At 57.1% G+C, this 20,586-nt stretch carries 16 protein-coding genes and 1 pseudogene; 8 read left to right on the forward strand and 9 right to left on the reverse strand.

Features of this window, described 5'->3' with window-relative positions; genetic code table 11:
• Nucleotides 1–16: 16 nt before the first annotated feature.
• From H6973_10980 to H6973_11005, 6 genes are all read left to right on the forward strand, one after another.
• Nucleotides 17–1,897 carry a response regulator gene (locus tag H6973_10980; GenBank protein MCP5126118.1) on the forward strand — a complete coding sequence of 627 codons (1,881 nt, stop codon included), beginning with the start codon at nucleotides 17–19 and terminating at the stop codon, nucleotides 1,895–1,897.
• A gap of 60 nt (nucleotides 1,898–1,957) precedes the next feature.
• Entirely contained in the window at nucleotides 1,958–2,566 is a 609-nt protein-coding gene (locus H6973_10985) for a paraquat-inducible protein A (GenBank protein ID MCP5126119.1), read from the forward strand.
• Between the two features lie 98 nt (nucleotides 2,567–2,664).
• A complete protein-coding gene (locus H6973_10990) occupies nucleotides 2,665–3,204 on the forward strand; it encodes a paraquat-inducible protein A (protein MCP5126120.1) in 540 nt (179 codons plus the stop codon).
• Entirely contained in the window at nucleotides 3,197–4,873 is a 1,677-nt protein-coding gene (locus H6973_10995; protein MCP5126121.1) for an MCE family protein, read from the forward strand. Before H6973_10990 ends, H6973_10995 begins: the two co-directional genes overlap by 8 nt.
• A gap of 2 nt (nucleotides 4,874–4,875) precedes the next feature.
• The gene (locus tag H6973_11000) at nucleotides 4,876–5,484 is read left to right on the forward strand and encodes a membrane integrity-associated transporter subunit PqiC (GenBank protein MCP5126122.1); all 609 of its coding nucleotides are present in this window, start codon (nucleotides 4,876–4,878) and stop codon (nucleotides 5,482–5,484) included.
• A 146-nt stretch (nucleotides 5,485–5,630) separates the two neighbouring features.
• On the forward strand, nucleotides 5,631–8,012 hold the full coding sequence (locus tag H6973_11005) for an EAL domain-containing protein (protein MCP5126123.1): 2,382 nt from the start codon (nucleotides 5,631–5,633) through the stop codon (nucleotides 8,010–8,012).
• Here H6973_11005 and H6973_11010 read toward each other — a convergent pair.
• From H6973_11010 to H6973_11025, 4 genes are all read right to left on the reverse strand, one after another.
• The gene (locus H6973_11010; GenBank protein ID MCP5126124.1) at nucleotides 7,993–9,063 is read right to left on the reverse strand and encodes an ABC transporter ATP-binding protein; all 1,071 of its coding nucleotides are present in this window, start codon (nucleotides 9,061–9,063) and stop codon (nucleotides 7,993–7,995) included. The two genes, H6973_11005 and H6973_11010, sit on opposite strands and share 20 nt — an antisense overlap.
• Complete coding sequence (locus H6973_11015; GenBank protein ID MCP5126125.1) at nucleotides 9,047–10,729, reverse strand: iron ABC transporter permease; 1,683 nt, start codon at nucleotides 10,727–10,729, stop codon at nucleotides 9,047–9,049. Before H6973_11015 ends, H6973_11010 begins: the two co-directional genes overlap by 17 nt.
• 65 nt (nucleotides 10,730–10,794) lie before the next feature.
• Nucleotides 10,795–11,778 carry a Fe(3+) ABC transporter substrate-binding protein gene (locus H6973_11020; protein MCP5126126.1) on the reverse strand — a complete coding sequence of 328 codons (984 nt, stop codon included), beginning with the start codon at nucleotides 11,776–11,778 and terminating at the stop codon, nucleotides 10,795–10,797.
• A gap of 363 nt (nucleotides 11,779–12,141) precedes the next feature.
• Nucleotides 12,142–14,526 carry an EAL domain-containing protein gene (locus tag H6973_11025; GenBank protein MCP5126127.1) on the reverse strand — a complete coding sequence of 795 codons (2,385 nt, stop codon included), beginning with the start codon at nucleotides 14,524–14,526 and terminating at the stop codon, nucleotides 12,142–12,144.
• Between H6973_11025 and H6973_11030 the strand changes: the two are divergent.
• Nucleotides 14,525–15,699 (forward strand): annotated as a pseudogene (locus H6973_11030) (IS630 family transposase). The gene H6973_11025 and the pseudogene H6973_11030 overlap by 2 nt on opposite strands.
• Here the strand turns inward: H6973_11030 and H6973_11035 are convergent.
• The 5 genes from H6973_11035 to crcB form a co-directional block, all read right to left on the reverse strand.
• On the reverse strand, nucleotides 15,688–16,857 hold the full coding sequence (locus H6973_11035; GenBank protein ID MCP5126128.1) for a CHASE domain-containing protein: 1,170 nt from the start codon (nucleotides 16,855–16,857) through the stop codon (nucleotides 15,688–15,690). The pseudogene H6973_11030 and the gene H6973_11035 overlap by 12 nt on opposite strands.
• Complete coding sequence (locus H6973_11040) at nucleotides 16,854–18,575, reverse strand: EAL domain-containing protein (GenBank protein ID MCP5126129.1); 1,722 nt, start codon at nucleotides 18,573–18,575, stop codon at nucleotides 16,854–16,856. The genes H6973_11035 and H6973_11040 overlap by 4 nt, the downstream gene beginning before the upstream one ends.
• 180 nt (nucleotides 18,576–18,755) lie before the next feature.
• A complete protein-coding gene (locus tag H6973_11045) occupies nucleotides 18,756–19,445 on the reverse strand; it encodes a sulfite exporter TauE/SafE family protein (protein ID MCP5126130.1) in 690 nt (229 codons plus the stop codon).
• Nucleotides 19,446–19,463: 18 nt separating this feature from the next.
• A complete protein-coding gene (locus H6973_11050; protein ID MCP5126131.1) occupies nucleotides 19,464–19,784 on the reverse strand; it encodes a DUF190 domain-containing protein in 321 nt (106 codons plus the stop codon).
• Between the two features lie 89 nt (nucleotides 19,785–19,873).
• On the reverse strand, nucleotides 19,874–20,254 hold the full coding sequence (gene crcB, locus H6973_11055; protein ID MCP5126132.1) for a fluoride efflux transporter CrcB: 381 nt from the start codon (nucleotides 20,252–20,254) through the stop codon (nucleotides 19,874–19,876).
• A 118-nt stretch (nucleotides 20,255–20,372) separates the two neighbouring features.
• Here crcB and H6973_11060 point away from each other — a divergent pair, with 118 nt between their 5' ends.
• Entirely contained in the window at nucleotides 20,373–20,585 is a 213-nt protein-coding gene (locus H6973_11060) for a DUF2892 domain-containing protein (protein ID MCP5126133.1), read from the forward strand.
• Nucleotide 20,586 lies beyond the last annotated feature (1 nt).

The raw sequence follows: 20,586 nt of genomic DNA on the forward strand, positions 1-20,586 counted from the left end.
GTAATTATAGAAAATTATGATTAAAACTCAAGAATCTGTTTATTGCTCTGCTGAACCGCTGAAACAGAAGCGCATCCGCCGATGGCTACCCGCTGGTTTATCGGTGACAGCGTTGGGACTGGTAACGCTCCTGGTAGTCCTAACCTTCTTTTTCGAACTACGCTCCCAGACCATCTTGTTGACCGATACCCTGTTCTGGTGTCTGTTATTGACTATCCTGAGTTTATTGGTTGCCGCCTATCTTATTTCCCGGCATCGTGCGGAGGCGCTGGAAGCGGTCAATGCCACTCTGTTGCGGGAAATTGAGGTGCGCCGTCAGGCGGAGACCGCCCAGCGCGCCAGCGAAGCGCGCCTGCGCGCTATCACCCGGGCCTTGCCCGATCAGGTATTCGTCGTCGACAACAACGGGCGCTACTGTGAAATTCTTGCGGAGCCGAACAGCTTGATAACAACCGGCGCGGCTTTGCTAAAAGGCAAACAACTTAATGAAGTACATTCCCCGGAAATGGCGGATTTCTTTCTCAGTCTGATTCACGGCGCGCTGGAAACTCAGCGGATTCAAATTGCTGAATACGAATTGCCCACTCGCTCGGGACGACACTGGTTCGAATCGCGCACCGTGCCGCTGGATGTGCGCTTCGATGACCAACCGGCTACTATTGTCGTCGTGTGTGACCTGACCCAGCGCAAACACGCGGAAAGCCAGCTTCGCCAGGCGCAAAAGATGCAAGCCATTGGCCAACTCACCGGCGGCATTGCGCATGATTTTAATAACCTGCTGGCGGTCATCATGGGCAATCTGGAATTACTGCATGAGCAGTTGACGGCGCAACCCCGGTTACTGGAACTGGCCCAGCAGGCGCTCAAGTCTGTGGATCGCGGCGTGAACCTGAGTCGGCGACTACTGGCGTTTGCCCGTCGCCAACCTTTGCTGGCGCAACCTGTCGATTTAAATCGGCTGGTTTTGGGTATGCTGGACTTGATGCAACGGACCTTGGGTTCGACGATTCGCATCGACAAGGCCCTGGCCATTGATCTGGCATCGACCCTGGTTGATCCAGGACAATTCGAAAGCGCTTTGCTTAATCTGGTGATCAATGCCCGCGACGCCATGCCGCGCGGTGGCCGGTTATTGCTGGAAACAGCGAATGTGGTGCTGGATGAGGAACAGGTTGCAGAATATCAGGGAGAAGTGCGTTCCGGTCCCTATGTGATGCTGGCGGTCAGCGATTCGGGAATGGGCATGGCGCCCGAGATCCTGGAGCACGCCTTTGAACCCTTTTTTAGCACCAAGGACGCAGGACGAGGCAGCGGTCTGGGTCTGAGCATAGTTTATGGTCTGGTTAAGCAGTCTGGCGGCCACATCACGATTGACAGCGAACCGGACCAGGGCGCTACGGTGCGGCTTTACCTGCCCCGCATTGAATATCAGGACGCCAAGGCGCTGCCGGAACCGACTTCATCGGAACATCGCTCGCTCCAGGGCCGGGGTGAGACGCTGCTGGTGGTTGAAGACGATGCTGGTGTGCGCCTGTTTGCCGTGGCCGCCCTGGAGCGACTGGGTTACAAAACCCAACAAGCAAGCACTGCCGCGACGGCCCTGCAAATCCTGGACGCCACGCCACACATTGCCTTGCTGTTCACCGATATCGTCTTGCCTGGCGATATGGACGGCGTGCAACTGGCGGCCGAGGCGCAACGTCGTCAGTCCGGTTTGCGTGTCCTCTTCACTTCAGGCTATACCGAACATACTCTGGTCGGCAACGGCCACATCGCTGAAGATGTGGAAGTCCTGACCAAACCCTATCACAAGATCGAACTGGCGAGAAAATTGCGCGTATTGCTTGATCACGGCGCAAGTGTCTTGGCCCCGGAGACATCACTCAGCGCTCGCTAAGGGCGCTCAACCCAAAACCCGTGCGTTCGCCTAACCCGATTCACCGCATACCCGCATGTCATGACTGAACAGACTTTCATTGCTTGCCACGAATGCGATCTGCTGCAACAGTTCAAACCGCCCCCACTCGATGGCAGCGCCCGGTGTCCGCGCTGCGGGGCCGTGCTGCATCGCAGTAAGCGCGACAGTCTGAATCGAACCCTGGCGCTAAATCTGGCCGGCCTCATTCTGTTCGCAGTGGCCAATGCGTTCCCGTTCCTGGCCTTCGAGATGCAAGGGCAAGTCACACAAACCCGACTGTTCACCGGGGTCAGTGATCTCTACCAGCAAGGTATGTGGGGATTGGCGGCGCTGGTGTTGTTGACTACGATCATCGTGCCCGCCGTGCAGTTGACGCTGATGTTGTACATGCTGGTCCCGCTCAAAGTCGGGCGCGCGCCCCAGCATCTCGCGGGGGTCTTGCGCCTGCTGCAAAACCTTACCCCCTGGGGCATGATGGAAGTCTTCATGCTGGGTATCCTGGTCTCGGTGGTGAAACTGGCGGGGATGGCGACGATTGTGCCTGGGCTGGCGCTGTGGGCGTTCGGCCTGCTGATTTTCGTACTGGCGGCAGCCGCAGCGTCTCTCGATCCACATTTGATTTGGGAGAAGGTGAGGTACGTGTCTTGAAGCCCTGGCCACCCAGCGCCGCCCGCCAATCGCTGATCAGTTGCCTGTCCTGCGAGCTGCTGAGCAAAGCGCCGGTAAACCTCGACGATCACCTTCGCATGCGCTGCCCACGTTGCGGCGCGACTCTGCACGCGCGCAAACCCAACAGCCTGGCGCGCACCTGGGCTTTGGTCATTGCCGCGTTTATCTTCTATATTCCTGCGAATGTCTTGCCGATTATGACGGTGACCTCGCTGGGTAAAACCCAGTCTGACACCATTATGAGCGGCGTCGCCTATTTGCTACTACACGGCATGTGGCCGTTGGCTTTGCTGATCTTCTTCGCCAGCGTGGTGGTGCCGCTGCTGAAACTGGTGATCCTGGTCTATCTGCTGATTTCGGTGCAGCTCCGTTCCCGTTGGCGACCGCGCGACCGCACCCGGCTGTACCGCATCACGGAAGCTGTTGGCCGCTGGTCCATGGTCGATATCTACGTGGTGACCATCTTGGTCGCCCTGGTGCATTTAGGCAATCTGGCGACCATTCGCGCCGAAGTCGGCGCGGTCTTTTTCGGAGCAGTCGTCGTCATCACTATTTTCGCCGCCCTCACTTTTGATCCTCGACTGATCTGGGATCGTCTGGAACAACCGCATGAGTGAACCGTATCTTGAAAAAACCGCAACCGAGCCGCTTCCCGAGGTCGTCCTGGAGCAACGCAGCCGCTTTTCGCTGGTCTGGCTCATTCCCTTGGTCGCGCTCGCCATCGGCGCTTGGCTGGCCTACAAGACCTATTCCGAGCAGGGGCCGACCATTACCATCACCTTCAACACCGCCGAGGGACTGGAAGCCGGTAAAACCAAACTCAAGTATAAAAATGTCGAATTCGGGCAAGTCGATCACATTACGCTCAACGAAGATCTCTCCCAGGTCATTGTGACCGCTAAGCTGGTTAAGGGCGCCGAACGCTATCTGACCGACAAAACGCGGTTCTGGGTCGAGCGGGCGCGGGTTTCCGCAGGTCAGGTCAGCGGACTCAGCACCCTATTCGCCGGTGCGTATATCGCCATCGATCCGGTGACCGAGGGTCAGCGCGCTTATGCGTTTAAGGGATTGGAAACGCCTCCGCCGATCACCGCCGATACGCCGGGAAGTCGGTTTACCCTGCGAGCCGCCGAACTCGGGTCGCTGGATATCGGTTCGCCCGTCTATTTTCGCGCGATCAAAGTCGGACAAGTCACCAATTATCGGTTGGCTAACAACGGACAGGATGTGGAGATCAAAATTTTCATTAATGCGCCCCATGACCAGTTGGTGCGCGCCGACACCCGCTTCTGGAATGCCTCCGGACTTGACGTCACCCTGGACGCGAGTGGGGTCAAGATCGATACAGCTTCCGTGGTCAGCCTGATGATCGGCGGCGTTGCTTTCGAGACGCCTGTTAGCCTCGAAACCGGGCAACCCGCCGAACCGAGCGCCGTTTTTCAGCTCTATCCGAATCGGCAAAGCATCAAGGAGGGCAGCTATGTCCGCAAGAGCTACTGGTTGTTACACTTTACCAGCTCGGTTCGCGGTCTGACCGTGGGCGCGCCCGTGGAATATCGGGGCATCCGTATTGGTCAGGTCATTGATATTAAACTGGAGCTTGATCTTAATGAAGTCATTGCGCGCATTCCGGTCCTGATTGAAATCGAATCCGATCGGCTGCAATGGATCGGTAAAACACCAGATTATGACAATGAACGGGAGTTTAAAAAGTTCCAGAAGCACCTCTGGAATCAACTGGTCGCTAAGGGACTGCGCGCGCAACTTAAGACTGGCAATCTTCTTACCGGCGCGCTGATCGTCGATCTGGATGTTTATCCAGATGCGCCCTCTCAAACCATTCGCTGGGGCAAGTCCTATCCCGAATTGCCTACCGTGCCCACGTCGCTGGAAGAAATTCGTAACGTCCTGACGCGAATTCTGGAAAAGTTGCAGCGCTTGCCCTTGGAAGAAATTGGTGAAGATTTACGGAAAAGCCTGGCGTCGCTGCGTCAAACCGCCGCTGAAACCGAGAAACTGACCCGGACGCTGAATACCAGCACGCTCCCTGAAGTGACCGCCACCCTGAATCGATTGCAAAAGACCTTAGCCGCCGCGGAGAAGTCCCTGCAAGCCGGGGAGAAGACGCTGATCACTGCCGAAGAGGCGCTGGCAAAAGATTCGCCACTGCAAAGGGAAACACAGCGGACATTGAAGGAATTGTCAGCCGCCGCCCGTTCCTTCAGACTGCTGATGGACTATCTTGAACGCCATCCAGAAGCGCTGATTCAGGGCAAGACGAGGTAAACATGATGAACCTGCGAGGAAACCACCGAATCACTGGGGCCATGGCCGGACTTTTCATGCTGGCGGGTTGCGGCAGTACGCCGCCCACCGCGTTTTATACCCTGAATCCGCTGAGTACGCCCTTGCCAGCGACGCAAACCGGCGTATCCCGTAGCGATGTCACAATCGGCGTCGGTCCCGTCGCGCTTCCCGAGTTTCTGGATCGCCCGCAGATCGTGACCCGAACAACCGCCAATCGGCTGGATGTCGATGAATTTCATCGCTGGGGCGGTTCCCTACAAGAGGATTTCGCCCGGGTGCTGGTCGAAAATCTGTCCCGACTGCTGGCGGTGAACCAGGTAAGTGTTTATCCGAATCCGGAACCGCTGGATCTCCGTTACCGGATCGTGATCGACATCCAGCAGTTCGATGGTCGTCTCGGCGAGGGCGTCACCCTCAACGCCATCTGGACGCTGCTAGATGAGAAGGCGGGCAAGCCGTTGCTGACTCGGCGTTTTGAATATCGGGCGCCGGCGGCGTCAGCGGATTATGAGGGGCTGGTCGCCGCGCATAGCGCCGCGCTGGAGGCGTTTAGCCACGAGCTGGCGGACGCCCTGCAAAACGCCCGGTGAATCTGAAGCGTGGGTTCTCCGTTTTATTGATCAGTTCACTTCTTTAAAAGCTCGCCAACGCGGTCGGCATTGATATAAGCATCATTACAGACCATGATCACTCCGTGCTAATTTCTCCCTAAATCTGAAAAGATCATTTTGCTAAGGTGCCAAGTATATATCTCAGCCTGCGCTGGAAGGCGTTGATCGTCCTGAGCATCGTGTTGGCGCTGGTCAACGCTTCACTGGCGTTCCTTGCCTATCGCCAGGCGGCGGAGCAGTTCGAACGGCAACAAATGGCGGTGCGGGATCGCCAGATTCGCCAACTCCAGGCATTATTGGATGATGGTTATCGGCAAATGGCGCGACTGGCCAATATTGTGCCGTTGCTGGGATCAGATCAATCAGATCAGACGATCAATGAACGCCTGCATCACGCGCTGGATCACCACGGTTTCATGCTGGACCTGGAATGGGATATTCGCTCGGTCCACTGGATTCAGCCCAATGATCAAGCGGTTTTGCTGTGGCCCAACCAGGCTCAGGCGTTGCCCGCCGAACTGATCACGCGACTGCAGGGTTCTCCGGAACAAACCGCCACGCTGCTCACGTGCGCCCCGGATTGCTACCAGTATCTCGCTGCTCCTCTGCTGTGGCAGGGCCGTTCCACCGGCGCTTTGGCATTAGGCCGTTCAGTCGCTGACGCCCTGCTGACTTTCCATGCGCTGACCGGCGCCGAGGTGGCGATCTGGGTTGAACAGGCCCCCATGCCATTCCCGGTGATCACCCATCCAGAACAGGTTGAATCCCTACTGCGCGACGCCGACCTTGCGCAATTGGACGTTCCTGGAAACGCCAATACCCTACTGATCAAACGTGGGGGGAACTGGTTCGAGATCTTTCGGTTGTTGGATCTAATGCCAGAGGTAGACGTCCTGTTAATTAACACGGTCACCGCGCAACGGCAAGCCATCGCCAAGGTCACGCGCAACAGCATTCTCATTGGGATTCTGGGTCTCGTTCTGTCGGAAGGTCTGTTGTTGCTTATGATGCAAACTCTGGTCAGGCGGCTCAGGCGATTGGCGGGATTGTTGCCCCTGCTCGCTGATGATCAGTTCGCTGAATTGCGCGACCGTCTGCCGACCCTGAATGGCCAGTTGCCCCTGCGCGACGAGATGGACCTGATGATCGACGCCGTTGATGCCCTGTCGGAGCGTATGGAGCATATTCAGCACGACCGGGAAGCCGCACGATCGGAACTGGTCTGGCTGGCGGATCACGATCCCTTGACCCGGCTGCTCAACCGTCGCCGCTTCAATCAGGATTTGACGAAGCTGATTGATGAAGCGGTTCGCGAAGGTTACAGCGGAGCGCTACTGTTCATTGACTTGGACCAATTTAAAGATGTCAACGATATCAGTGGCCACCCGGTCGGCGATATCTTGTTGCAACGGGTGGCGGAGCAATTGGAGATGCTGATTGGCGCGGAGGGAGTTTTGGGGCGATTTGGCGGGGATGAATTCGCTCTAGCGCTGCCCCAGGCTAACTCGAAACAGGCTATTGCGATTGCCGAGCAGGTGCAAACGCGCATCTGCGCAGTGATCGTGCGCAATCATGGCTTGCGGCATCAAGTCTCCGCCAGTATCGGTATCGTGCTGTTTCCGGAACACGGCGTTGAAACCCAGCAATTGTTGGCGGACGCCGATCTGGCCATGTACCAAGCCAAGGAGCGGGGACGGGGCCGCTGGTATTTGTTCTCTCCAGCAGACCAGGGACGGGAGCTGGCCAATGCCCGGGTGTTGTGGTCGGAGCGGATCACCGAGGCGTTGATCGAGGATCGCTTTGAATTACACTTCCAGCCCATCATGGAACTGGCGACCGGCAGTGTGCAGCGAAAAGAGGCGTTGCTGCGCATGCGTGATGCTCAAGGAGAATTGGTCTATCCCAATCATTTCATTCCGGTTGCCGAGAAAACCGGCCAGATTCACGCCATCGATCACTGGGTGTTGGCGCGGTCGATCCTGATTCTGCAAATTCACCCGGACCTGCAATTATCGGTCAATCTTTCTGCCAACGCCATGGACGATCCTTCGCTGTTATCGGAACTGAAGGGATTACTAGCGCAATACCATGTTGATCCAGCGCGGCTTACCTTTGAAATTACCGAAACGGTCGCCGTTGATAGCTTGCAAAACACCCAGCAGATGATGCGCGGCATCCAGGAACTCAGTTGCCGATTCGCGCTGGACGACTTTGGCAGTGGTTTCGCGTCTTATGCCTATCTGCGCCAATTGCCGGTGGACGCGGTCAAGATCGATGGGGCCTTTATTCGCAACATTGCCCATAATCGCGAAGATCAGATTTTTGTCCGCGCCGTGACCGATATCGCCCACGGCATGGGTAAGCGGGTAGTGGCTGAATTTGTTGAAAATGAAGAAATTCTGAATATCCTGCGGCAAATTGGGGTCGACTACGCGCAGGGGTATCATATTGGCCGACCGGGGGCATTGCTTTCTGAAAAACTTCCCCCTAGCGCTCAACGCAATTGACTGACCAGTTGCGCCGAAACATGACCACATGATCGATATCCAGGCGAATGCCGATCTGTTGTCCCAGGGCGTGGTTATGATGGCTGGGCGCCAGGCACAACAGCCGCGCGCCGCTGGGCAGGTTGAGCGTGTATAAAAACTCCGCGCCCCGAAACGCTCGCTCGGCGACTTCCGCCTTGAGCGGGCTGGCGTCGTCATGGATCACATCGTCTGGACGCACCAGGATTTCCACATCATCGCCCGCTACACAACCCGCCGGCGATTCCCCTTCGATGTCGCCCAGTTCGGTATTCGCCTGGCCATTTTCTCCAATCCGACCCGCGAGCAAGACGCCTTGGCCGATGAAGCTGGCGACAAAGCGATTCGCTGGCTGGTGGTAAAGGTTATAGGCGCTATCCCATTGGCGTAGCCAGCCGGTATCCAGCACACCGATTTCATCGGCAAAGGTGAAGGCTTCAAACTGGTCGTGGCTGACCAGCAGACCGCCCGTGCCTTCCCGTAACAGGATGGTGCGCACCTCTCGCGCCAGATCTTCCCGCAAGCTCACGTCCAGACTGGAGAAAGGCTCATCCAGCAACAGCAGTCGCGGACGCGGGGCCAGCGCCCGGGCCAGGGCCACCCGTTGTTGTTGACCTCCGGAGATTTGATGCGGATGACGCTTGGCGAATTCTTCCAGGCTGACCAGGCGTAATAACTCATCGACCCGTGCCCGCCGCTCCGTTGCTTTCCAGCCGCGCAGACCGAAGGCGATATTATCGCTGACGGTTAGATGTGGAAACAGCGCCAAATCCTGGAACATCATGCCGATTCGCCGTTGCTCCGGCGGCAACGTCCAACCGGGTCGGCTAAGTTCAATGCCTTCCAGACGGATGGAGCCGCGCTGCAGTGGTTCAAAACCGGCAATAGCTCGCAGCAGCGTAGTCTTGCCGCAGCCGCTAGGGCCAAGCAGACAGCCAATGCCGGCGCAATGCAGGGTCAGCGAGACTTCCCGGATCACTTTCCGGGGCGGATAGGCGACATCAAGATCGCATAGTTCAAGAAAGGGGGTCATAACCGGATCTCGCGCGGCTGATGGCGCGGCTGAGCAGGATCACAGGGCCGATGCCAGCCAGCACAATAGCCAGGGCAAAACTGGCCGAATCCGCCAGCCGTTCGTCCGAGGCTAGTTCGTAGGCGCGCACCGCCAGGGTATTGAAGTTGAATGGGCGTAGAATCAGCGTCGCTGGCAATTCCTTGAGCACATCCACGAATACCATGAGCAAAGCGGTCAACAGGCTGCTGCGCAGGATCGGGATATGAACGCGCCATAACACTTGACGCGGTTTCGCGCCCAGCGTGCGCGCGGCGTCATCCATGCTCGGTCGAATACGGGTTAGCCCGGCCTCGACGCTGTGCAGCGCAACCGGCAGAAATTGGGTGCAGTAGGCGAACAACATGGCAAACAAGGTTCCGCTGAGCAATAATCCAGTGGAGAGGCCCAGCCACTCGCGCGCCCAGCCATCGACGGTGCGATCAATCGCGGCAAAGGGCAGCATCACGCCAATGGCCAGCACCGCGCCAGGCGCCGCATAACCGAGTCCAGCGCCGCGCACCGCCAATTGCACCATCGGACGTGGCTGCAAACGCTGGCCATAACCGAGCAGCAGCGCCAACAGCAGAATCAACAGCGCGCTCCCGCTCGCCAGCAGAAGGCTGTGACTGGTCAGTTCCAGAAAGCGGTCGTCGATAACTTTTGGCGCGGTCCGCCAAGTCCAGACGGCCAGCTGTCCCGCCGGAATCAGAAAGCCGAACAGGAGCGGTAACAGACACGTCCCGGTCGCCAGCCATTGCCATCGACCGGTCAATTGCAGACGCAATGGGCGCTGAGTGCGTTGACCGGTATGATGAAACCGGGCCTGTCGTCGGGACAGCCGCTCCAGCACCAGCAGGGTGAATACGAACAGCAGCAAAAGCGCCGCCAGTTGTGCGGCGGCAGTGGGATCGTTCATCCCAAACCAGACTCGGAAGATACCGGTAGTGAAGGTGCTGATTCCAAAGTACTGCACGGCGCCGTAGTCGGCCAGGGCCTCCATTTGCACCAGCGACATACCGGCAATCAGCGCCGGTCGCGCCAGGGGCAGGGTCACGGCCAGGAAGCGCCGCCAGGGTCCGGCGCCCAGACTGCGGCTGACTTCCAGCACTGCCGCCGACTGTTCCAGAAACGCCGCGCGCGCCAGCAGATAGACGTAGGGATACAACACCAGCGCCAGCATCAGCACCGCGCCCGGCAGGGAACGGATTTCGGGAAAGGCGTAATCCTGCCGGCTCCAACCGAAGGTTTCGCGCAGCAAGGTCTGCACCGGGCCGGCGAAATCCAATAGGCCGGTATAGGTATAGGCGATGATATAGGCAGGAATCGCCATGGGCAGCAGGAGCGCCCACTCGAACCAGCGCCGGCCAGGAAATTCGCAGATTGCGGTGAGCCAGGCGGTAGGCGCCCCAATGATCAAGGTTCCCAACCCGACCCCGAGCATTAGCGCCACCGAATTCAGCACATAATCGGCTAGCACTGTATCGACCAGATGTCGCCAAACGTCGCCTGCCGGTTGCAGGGCGGTGAAAAATACAGCGAACACGGGCAAGGCCAGCAACAGGGCGACTCCGACCACCAGTAGCGTCCAGCGGTCGAAACCTCTAGCCCCTATCCAAGTACTTTTTGCCCTGCGGGAAAGGCTCAATGGCTCAATGTCCCTCTTGCTCTGGGAGAAGGATTGGGAGTAAGGGCATGGAGGCGCAGACGGATCTACTTCCACCCGGCCCGGTCCATGAGCTTAACGGCTTCGGCATTCAATTCGCCCAGTTTCGCTACGTTCAACGTATCCGCTTTGAATTCGCCCCAGGCTTTGAGGGTAGCGCTGGGTGGAATCGCCGGATTGACCGGATATTCGTTATTCACGTCGGCATACCAGCGTTGTGCTTTGTCGTCCGTCAGAAATTCCAGGAGTTTGACGGCGTTGTCCCGGTTTTTGGCGTGGGCGGTGACTCCGGCGCCGCTGATGTTGACATGAACGCCAGTCGTCGTGGCGTTCGGCCAAAACACAGCGACCTGGGCCGCTGCGGCCTGCTCCGTCTGATCGCTGGAGGTGACCATGCCGCCCAGATAATAGGTATTGGCCAGAGTCAGATCGCATTCGCCGGCAGCGACCGCCTTAATCTGATCTCGATCACCCCCTTTGGGCGAACGGGCGAAGTTGGCGACTAACCCCTTGGCCCATGCTTCGGTTTTAGCTTCACCGTGATGAGCGATCATCCCCGCCACCAGCGACTGGTTGTAGATGCTGTCGGAGGAGCGCACACAAATTTTGCCCTTCCAGTCGGATGCGGCTAGATTCTCATAGGTGGATAACTCGCCTGGCTTGACTCGATCCTTGGCGTAAATGATCGGCCGGGCGCGAACAGATAAACCGTACCAGTAACCTTCAGGATCGCGATAAGCAGAGGGAATATGCTTTTCAAGCGCTGCCGAGTGGATTGTTTGCAACACGCCGGCTTGACGGGCAGCCGCCAACCGGCCTGCATCGGAGGTCAACAACAGGTCAGCAGGGGTATTAATGCCCTCGCTTTGCAGGCGTTGTAGCAATTCGGCTTCCTTGCCTGTCACCAGATTGATAGTGATGCCGGTTTGCTTCGAGAAATCGTCCAGCAACGGCTTGATCAGGTCTTCCTTGCGTGCTGAGTAGATGTTGACTTCGCCACCAGCCAGCGCGGGTATGGCGAGCAGACCCATCAACAGACTACAAAGCACGGATAGCAGAGTGCGGGATTTCGATGAATTGAATAGGGACATAAACGGCTCCAGGAATTGAGGATCCAACAGGATGGCAGTCATGACTGAATGTCATTAAATGATATTCATTCTTATTTTTTATGTAAAGCCATATAGAAAAAGAATTTATTTAAAAGAGGCGTTAGTGCGTCTATTCAAAACAGGGCGGGTGTGAATCGCCAGCTGCGATATTGCCATTCTTCAAGGCATCCAGCAGGGCCAGTGCTTGAGGAACATCCTGTTCCTCGGGATTTTCGGGAACCAGCCATTTAATGAAGATTTCCACAAATATAGGCGCTGCTGTGGAATCTTGATAAGGCGCAATTAGAGCGGCTGCAAAAATGTCTCGGCAGGTTCCGGTCGGCCAAACAGATAGCCTTGGTAGAGATTGCAATCGCGCGCCCGCAGGAAGGCGACCTGCTCCTCGGTCTCTACACCCTCGGCCACGACCGCCAGCGACAAATGGCGGGCTACCGCCAGAATCGCCTCAACCAGCGCCACATCGTTGGGATCGCCCGGGATATCACGAATAAAACTCCGGTCGATCTTTAACTCATCCATAGGGAGGCGTTTGAGATAGGCCAGTGAAGAGTAGCCCGTGCCAAAATCATCAATGGAAAGATGGATGCCCAGCGTTTTTAATTCGGACAGAGTGATGATGGCGCTGTCAATGTTCTCTATCGCCAGGCCCTCGGTCATTTCCAGGGTTAACCGGTCCGGGTCTGCGCCGGTAGCGGTCAGCAGCGCCTTGATCCGTTTAGCGAAATTCGGTTGGCGCAATTGCCGGGGACTGACATTCACCGCCAGCCGCAATGTTTGTCCAGCTACCGCCATGCGCGCCAAGCAGTGACAGGTCTTTTCCAAGACCCATTCGCCCATGGGCACAATCAGCCCGGTTTCTTCCGCCAGCGGGATAAAATGCAGGGGCGGTATCAGGCCCCGCTCCGGATGTTGCCAGCGCAGCAGCGCCTCGGCGGCCACGATCCGACCGTTTCGGTCGACTTGTGATTGGAAGTAAAGCCGCAGTTCGTCCCGCCCCATGGCGCGGCGTAATTCGCTCTCCAGAGCAAAGCGGTTTTCCACCTCGGCTTGCATAGCCGCTTCAAAAAAGTAGACGTTATTTCGCCCCGCCGCCTTCGCGCGATGCATGGCGGTATCCGCTTCCTTGAGCAAGTCATCGTCCCGCTCCAGGTCCTTTGGGAACAGAGTAACGCCAATGCTGGCGCCGAGCGCGCAGTCGCTATTAGGCATGGGGAAGGGCGTCAGGATCGCTGCGTGAATTTTGTTGGCTACATTGCGAGCAAGCCGGGCGGCTACCTGCTGGACATTCGCCAGATTAGCCAGTAACACCACAAACTCATCGCTACCAAAATGGGCCACGAGATCTTCCTCGCGCAAGGTGCCAGTCAAGCGCGCCGCGACCTCGCAAAGAATCTGATCTCCGACCGCATGGCCTCGTGCGTCATTTACTTGTTTGAAATCGTCCAGATCCACTAACAGAATCGCGCCGTAATGGCCGCTGCGCCGCGCAATAGCCTGGGCGTTCGCCAAATGATCGAGAAATAGCCGCCGATTGGGCAAATGGGTAAGTGAATCGTAATGGGCCAGCCGATGCAGCGCCGCTTCCGCCGCTTCCCGCTCCTCCAGGGCGCGTTGCCGCTCGGTGGCGTCACGGAAAATACCCTGTATGGTTAAGGTTCCATCCGGCATACGGATCAGGCTGGAGGTAATTTCGACTGGCACACGCCGGCCATCGCAGGTATAAACCTCCGCGTCTACATGACCGGCTTCACCGGTGACATAGCGCTGAAATTGATCGATGTATCGCTCCATCTCGCCGGGCGGATGGATTGCGGTTTGATGTAAGCCGATAATTTCCGAGCGAGGACGATTCAGCAATTTCTCTGCAGCCTGGTTAACCCGGAGGATAAAACCGGTCGTTGCATCTGCGACGAAAACCGCATCGCGGAGGCTCTCGAACAAAACGCGATAACGCTCCTGGTTTTCCTGCAATGCGGTCGTGCGCGCCTGCACCAGGTTTTCAAGACTGACCCGGCGCTGATTGAGAAAGCCGATAAAAGCGGTTAGCACCCCAGTCAGCAACAACCCGACTCCCCCAGCGATTACGCCAGCCCGCTGCGGATAGGCGGCGAGGAACGCGGGTCCTGGATGGGTAACCAATGCGTAGGTTTTGCCGAATACAAACAATGGATAAACCATCGGAGCCAATCCGTTGTTGTTCCAATGAATCAGTTTGTCGATGGAAGGATGATGCCGGGAGTGCTCTTGTGAGGAGAACGCTAGCCAAACAGGTTTCTTCTCAGCAGATAATTGAAGCATGTCCACGTAGACAAATGCATCCTGGTAGCCGGATTGCGCCAGCGACTCGACCAGCGCCGAGGTCAGGCGTAGTACAGCCAATACAAAGCCGTGGGACGAAACAGAGGATGCATTCCGCACCGTTTCGCCTGTTGGCTTGAGATCGGTGAAAACCGGATAGTAAGCCAGAACACCCAGTTGTTCTGCCGAGGTCGCCTGCACCAGGCGGATCGGGTCAGTCGCTGTGGGCAAGCCGGTTTGTAAGGTCTCTTCCAGCGCAGCTCGCCGCACTGGTTCGGAACCCAGATCGTAGCCTAGTGGGCTGACACAGAAGTTTTGACAGGTAGCGGTGGGTGCCCTATGGTTGAGATCAACAGGAGGAATCACCATGGCCCACAAGTATCTGGTTGATCTAACTGAAGAGGAGCGGGAAGACCTGCTGAAGGTCATTCATAAAGGCAAGGCAGCGGCGCGCAAGGTTGCCCGTGCCCATGTGTTGCTGCAGGCTGCGGAAGGGGCGACGGATGAGGCCATTGCCCAAAGCCTTCACTTGGGGATTTCGACCGTTCATCGTACCCGTCAACGGTTTGTCGACGAAGGGTTGCTGGCGGCGTTAAGCGAGCGGCCACGAGTCGGTTTGCCCCCGGCCTTGACCGGCAAACAGGCCGCCTTTCTGGTCGCCTTGGCCTGTAGTACCCCGCCCGCTGGCCGTTGTCAGTGGACTCTCCAATTGTTAGCGGACCGCTTCATGGAACTCCGGCCCATCGAAGCCATTTCCCGTGAGAGTGTGCGGCGCATCCTTAAAAAAACGACCTCAAACCCTGGCAACGTCAAGAATGGTGTATTCCCAGTGTCAGTCCCGATTATGTTTGGCATATGGAGGATGTGTTGGACCTGTACGCCGAACCCGATGATCCTCAATACCCCCAAGTGTGCTTCGATGAAAGTCCGGTGCAATTGACCAGCGAAACCCGCTGTCCTCAACCCGCCCGCCCGGGTCAACCGGCGCGCTATGACTGTGAATACAAACGCGAAGGCACCGCCAATTTATTTCTATTCGTACAACCCTTGCGCGGGTGGCGTCATGTTAATGTCACGAAACAGCGCACCAAACGCGATTTTGCCCAGCAAATGCAGCAACTCGTTGATGTGTACTTTCCGAAGGCGGAGCGAATCCGGTTGGTCGTGGATAACCTCAATACCCACACTCCTGCGGCCTTGTATAGTGTCTTTTCTCCAGAGGAAGCCCGCCGGATCACCCGCAAGCTCGAATTTCATTACACCCCCAAGCATGGCAGTTGGCTCAATATGGCGGAATGTGAGTTCGCTGTTCTCGCCGGCCAGTGTTTGAATCGCCGCATTGCGAACCTCGAAACTTTGCGGAAGGAAATCGCCGCTTGGCAAGGCCCACGCAACCTACGTCAGACCAAAATCCACTGGCAGTTCGGCACCGACTTGGCCCGGGTCAAACTCAAGCGCCTCTATCCTCCCTTGAAATCTTCTGAAACCCCGGTGGACCTAGAAACCTCTGAACCTGTCAAAACTTCTGTGTCAGCCCACTAGCGCTGTTTCGTTGCCCGCCAGAGGTTCTATATAAACCACTGGGTAATAGACATCGCGCGTCTTGGCGGGAAGGGATGCGCCTCGCGCGTCTTTTTCAAAAATCGTGAATGCTTTAAAACCTTCTCGACGCATCTCGGTTTCAAGCGCCAACCTGGCGGTCGCCGGCACTTGAGGAATCCATTCATACGCCTGGACGGCGGTCTCAACGAACAACTCGGCGTAACGCTGAAACTCTACACGGGTAACCAGTTCACTATTCTTGAAAAACTGGGCGAGTCCCGCCAGTTGATGGTCCCGGAAATTAAGAAATTTCCTGACCAGACTGTCAGCGCGCGCCTCGGCGATTTGGGAAAAGATCGCTTGGCGGGAGTGCGTTTCCCCATTGTGAACCAGCCAGACCACGCCCCCGGTGAGCAGCAAGCCCACCACTGCAGCCAAGTGCGTTTCAAGGTGGCGCCAGCGCATCCGGCGTGGCTCAGGCCAGCGGTCACGCCGCTTGAAAAGCACAGCGCCCGCCAGCAACAGGGCGATGAGTCCCAGGATAAATAGTAGGGGGCCTACCCTCGCCCACCAGACTTGAGCACGCCATTGGCTCGCTTCGATATCAATCGCGATAATTAACAGTGGCTGACCGGTGCGCGAATCTGCAACGGGCGCACAGGCGGTGATAAAAGCACCATGTTCATCGGTATAAGGTCCAATCGTGCGCGGCTGACCATTCTGGAAGATTTCATTGAGTTCAGCCGGTGGTCTTTGATAAACAGCGCCCGGCGGTGAAGCCAATGGATCGTCGGCAGCAAAACTTTCCGGGCCGAAGATCATCGCGCCATCGCGCAAAGCGATGCTGTAGATGCCGCGTTGGCCCGTAGCTTGGGCGTAGTTGCGCATCTGACCGCGCAAACGCTGAAACGCTGATCGGTCAATGTCCGCCGCGGTAAATGACAGCGCTTTGATTCGCTGGGGATTGATCGTGCGCGCAATCGCCTTGGCTTGGGCGAGGAGTTGTTGACGGATTTCCGCATCGGTCTGCTGGCCGCGCCAGATCGCCGCTCCCCATCCCGCCGCCAGCAGCAGCAAAACCGCACTCAGGAGTAGCGCTTGCCGTGAGCGAAGACATTGCGTAAGATACTGATAATAAAAAATTTCATAAGCCTTCATCCAGGATATCCGTCAGAGGTCGCCGGCAGACGCCCGGCTGGCAAGGTCGATCGAAAAAAGGTCTCGGCTGGCTCGGGTCTACCATAGAGATAACCCTGATAACAGTCACAATTGCGCGTTCGCAAAAAGTCGGCCTGCTCAACGGTTTCGACGCCTTCGGCGACGACGGAAAGATGCAGATGCCGCGCAATCGCCAGAATGGTCTCCACCAGGGCGGTGTTATGCGCATCGTGGGGTACGCGCTGGAGGAAACTTTTGTCGATCTTCAACTCATCCACCGGCATTTGACCGAGATAAGCCAATGACGAATAACCGGTGCCGAAGTCATCAATGGAGAGATGGATGCCGAGCGCTTTCAGGACGGACAAGATAGCGATTGTGCCCTTCATGTCCTGAATGGCCAATCCCTCGGTTATTTCAAGAGTCAGCCAGGCCGGATCGGCGCCAGTGGCGGAAAGCGCGGCCTTGACCCGGGTCGCGAAGTGCGGCTGGCGGAACTGGCGAGGGCTGACGTTGACCGCCAGTCGCAACGGTTGGCCGACGGCTGTCATTCGGGCCAGCAATCGGCAGATTTCCAGCAGCACCCACTCGCCCATAGCGACGATCAGACCGGTTTCTTCAGCCAGCGGGATAAAGTGGTCAGGGGGAACGATGCCCCGTTCGGGATGCTGCCAGCGCAACAGCACCTCGGCGCCGATGATGCGGCCTTCGCCATCGACTTGGGGTTGCAGGTAAAGGCGCAATTCGTTGCGCTCAATGGCCCGTCGCATCTCGCTTTCCAGCGCCACGCGGTTTTCCACCTGAGTCTGCATGGCGGCTTCGAAGAAGCGCACTGCATTGCATCCAGCTACTTTGGCTTGATTCAGCGCGGTTTCAGCTTGCTTTAACGGTTCATCCGGAGGGTTTCCCTGGGCGGGGAACAGGGCAATACCAACGCTGGCGCCGAGTACATAGGTATAGTTCTGCTGCTGGATAGGCATCGATAGGGCTAGGCGGACTTTTTCCGCGACGCCACGGGCGAAGCGCGCCGCGCTCTCCTGTGTATCGGCCAGGTTGATCAGCAATACCGTGAACCGGTCGCCGCCGAAATGCGCTACGATATCTTCCGCTCGCAGAAACCGGGTCAGTCGCGCTGCGACTTCCTGGAGAAGTTGATCGCCGATTTCATGGCCACGCGCGTCGCTGATGCGTCGAAAATCGTCCAGATCCACAAACAGGACTGCTCCGTAATGGCAGCCGCGTTGTGCGCTGGCTTGAGCAGTGGCCAGGTGTTCGAGAAACAGCTGGCGATTGGGTAACTGGGTCAGTGGATCGTAGTAGGCCAATTGATGTAAGGCATCTTCCGCTGCCTTCTGCTGGCTGATATCAAAGAAGCTGGCAACGAAATAGATAATTTCATCTTTCTCATCGCGCACCGCCGCGATGGACGTCCACTCAGGATAGATTTCGCCATTCTTGCGCCGGTTCCAGATTTCGCCTGCCCAGCGTCCTTTCTTCAATAGGTCATCCCAGAGGGTGGCGTAGAATTCTGCGCTGTGTCGTCCGGACTGAAGCAGCTTAGGGTTCTGGCCGATCACTTCATCGCTGGTATAACCAGTTACCCGTGTAAACGCGGGGTTGACGCGTTGAATGATGCCGTTTCGGTCAGTAACGAGCATCGCCTCGGCAGCTTCGAAAGCTATCGCCGCCAGCCAGAGCAAGTCATTATTATGATTCATCTCTATTGACTGCAACGAGTACGCCACAATGCCACGCCGAGCAGGCCGATAATCGTTGGCAGGGCCAGAATCAACAGGGGCAACAGTGAATTCATGCGGGTCCTTCATCGCTTGCCGGTTAGGTTACCAGGAAGGATACTTGTCTTTTAATCGAGGGCGCCGACTATGATAATAGGAGTTCTACAATAATTTTACAGCCCAACCGATCTCATATATCCCAAACAGGATGACCAGTACTCCCACTGTGGCGCGCACCGCCGGACGACGGATAAACCCCATTAGCGTCGTTGCTGCTGTCCCCATCGCCAGCAAAGTGGGTAATGTACCCAACCCGAAGCTCAGCAGTAACAATCCGCCTTCCAGCGCGCTGCCGGCGCCAACCGCCCAGACCAGGACGCTGTAAACCAGTCCACAGGGCAGCCAACCCCAAATCAGTCCGATGTTGAACGCTTGCAGAGGGGTGCGCACCGGCAGGAAGCGTCGTCCCCAGGGTTCAATCCGCCGCCAGAGGAAGCCGCCGGCCTGCTCCAGTCGGCTGAGCGCTGACCACCACCCCGCCAAATAAAGTCCCAGTAAAATCATGAACAGGCCGGCGAGAATTTGCAGACCCAACTGCGCGTGATGAATCGATAGCAGATGCGCGGTCCAGGTTCCGATGCCGCCCGCCAGGGCGCCCGCAATAACATAGCTGAGGATGCGCCCCAGGTTATACGCCAGCAGATAGGGCAGGCGAATGAGCAATGGATGTCCTGGCGCCGGCGGCAAGCCCAGGGTCAGCGCACCCACGATGCCGCCGCACATACCGAAACAGTGGATGCCGCCGGTCAGGCCAATCAGGAAGGCTGGCAAAAGAGAGGTGAGCAAATTCATCCAGAGGGCGACGCGACTTTAATCCGTTCCAGTCAAGCCAAAGCGCGCCGGGATCTGCGCATAAAAAGCGCGAATTTTTTCGGCTTCAAGCAACGCCAGCAATTTTTTAGCCTCGTCATCGGTCACGATGAACTCCACTTCCACCGTCAACGTCCCGGCCAATTCAAAGAAATGATCTTCGTGCAAATGGCGATGCTGGCCAAAACCGGCCATGGCCCGGAAAGCCGATCCGCCGCGAATTCCCATACGGTTAGCCTGTTCCAGCAACCATTCCCATAATAACCGGTGGGCATGGCGCTGATTCTCGCGAATATAGAATCTGAGAAATGAACCATCCATCGCTAATTTTCCTCATTCAAGATAACTGTTCGCTTCCCTCGTCCGCTAGCGGGAGAAGGATTGGGGAAGAGAGCATTAACCTCATGGGTTCAGGCAAGAAAACGCACCGTCAGAATACCCAGTGCGGTCATTGCCAGCGAACCCAGCAAATGCGCCCCAATCGCCGCCAGCGCCCAACCGAGTTGACCACGGGTGATCAAAGTCACCACCTCGATGGAAAACGTGGAAAACGTGGTCAGCGCCCCCATGAAACCAGTGATGATCAGCAACCGAACTTCTGGCGGTAAGCTGGCGTTGACCGAAAAATAGGCCACGGCGACGCCAATCAGATAACCGCCCAGCAGATTGGCCGCCAGCGTACCCAGCGGTAAGGTTGGAAAAACGGGATTGAGCGCTATGCCCAACCACCAGCGTAAGCAGGCGCCCAAGCCCGCACCGCCAAATACGGCAAGAAATGCAAGAAAGTTCATATCCTGTTATTTTAGTAGCAGGCTTTTGTAAGCCATGTTGACAATTCGCAATTCATCCTGGCGAGTGTACGGTAAAATCTGCGATTACAGCAGCATCAACTTGGAGGTCGCAATGAATATTGCCCAAAATGTCGGCTCAGCCGATAAGATCGCCCGCATCGCAGTCGGCGCCCTGCTCATCGTCCTTGCTTTGACGGGAACGATTGGCGTGTGGGGCTGGATCGGCGTTGTACCCATCGCCACCGCGCTGATGGGTTGGTGCCCAGCCTATACGCTGCTCGGCATCAAGACCTGCCCGGCGCAGAATAATCCACCCAAACCGGCGGGTTAAC

The sequence above is a fragment of the Gammaproteobacteria bacterium genome (assembly GCA_024235095.1).
Taxonomy (GTDB): Bacteria; Pseudomonadota; Gammaproteobacteria; order Competibacterales; family Competibacteraceae; genus UBA2383.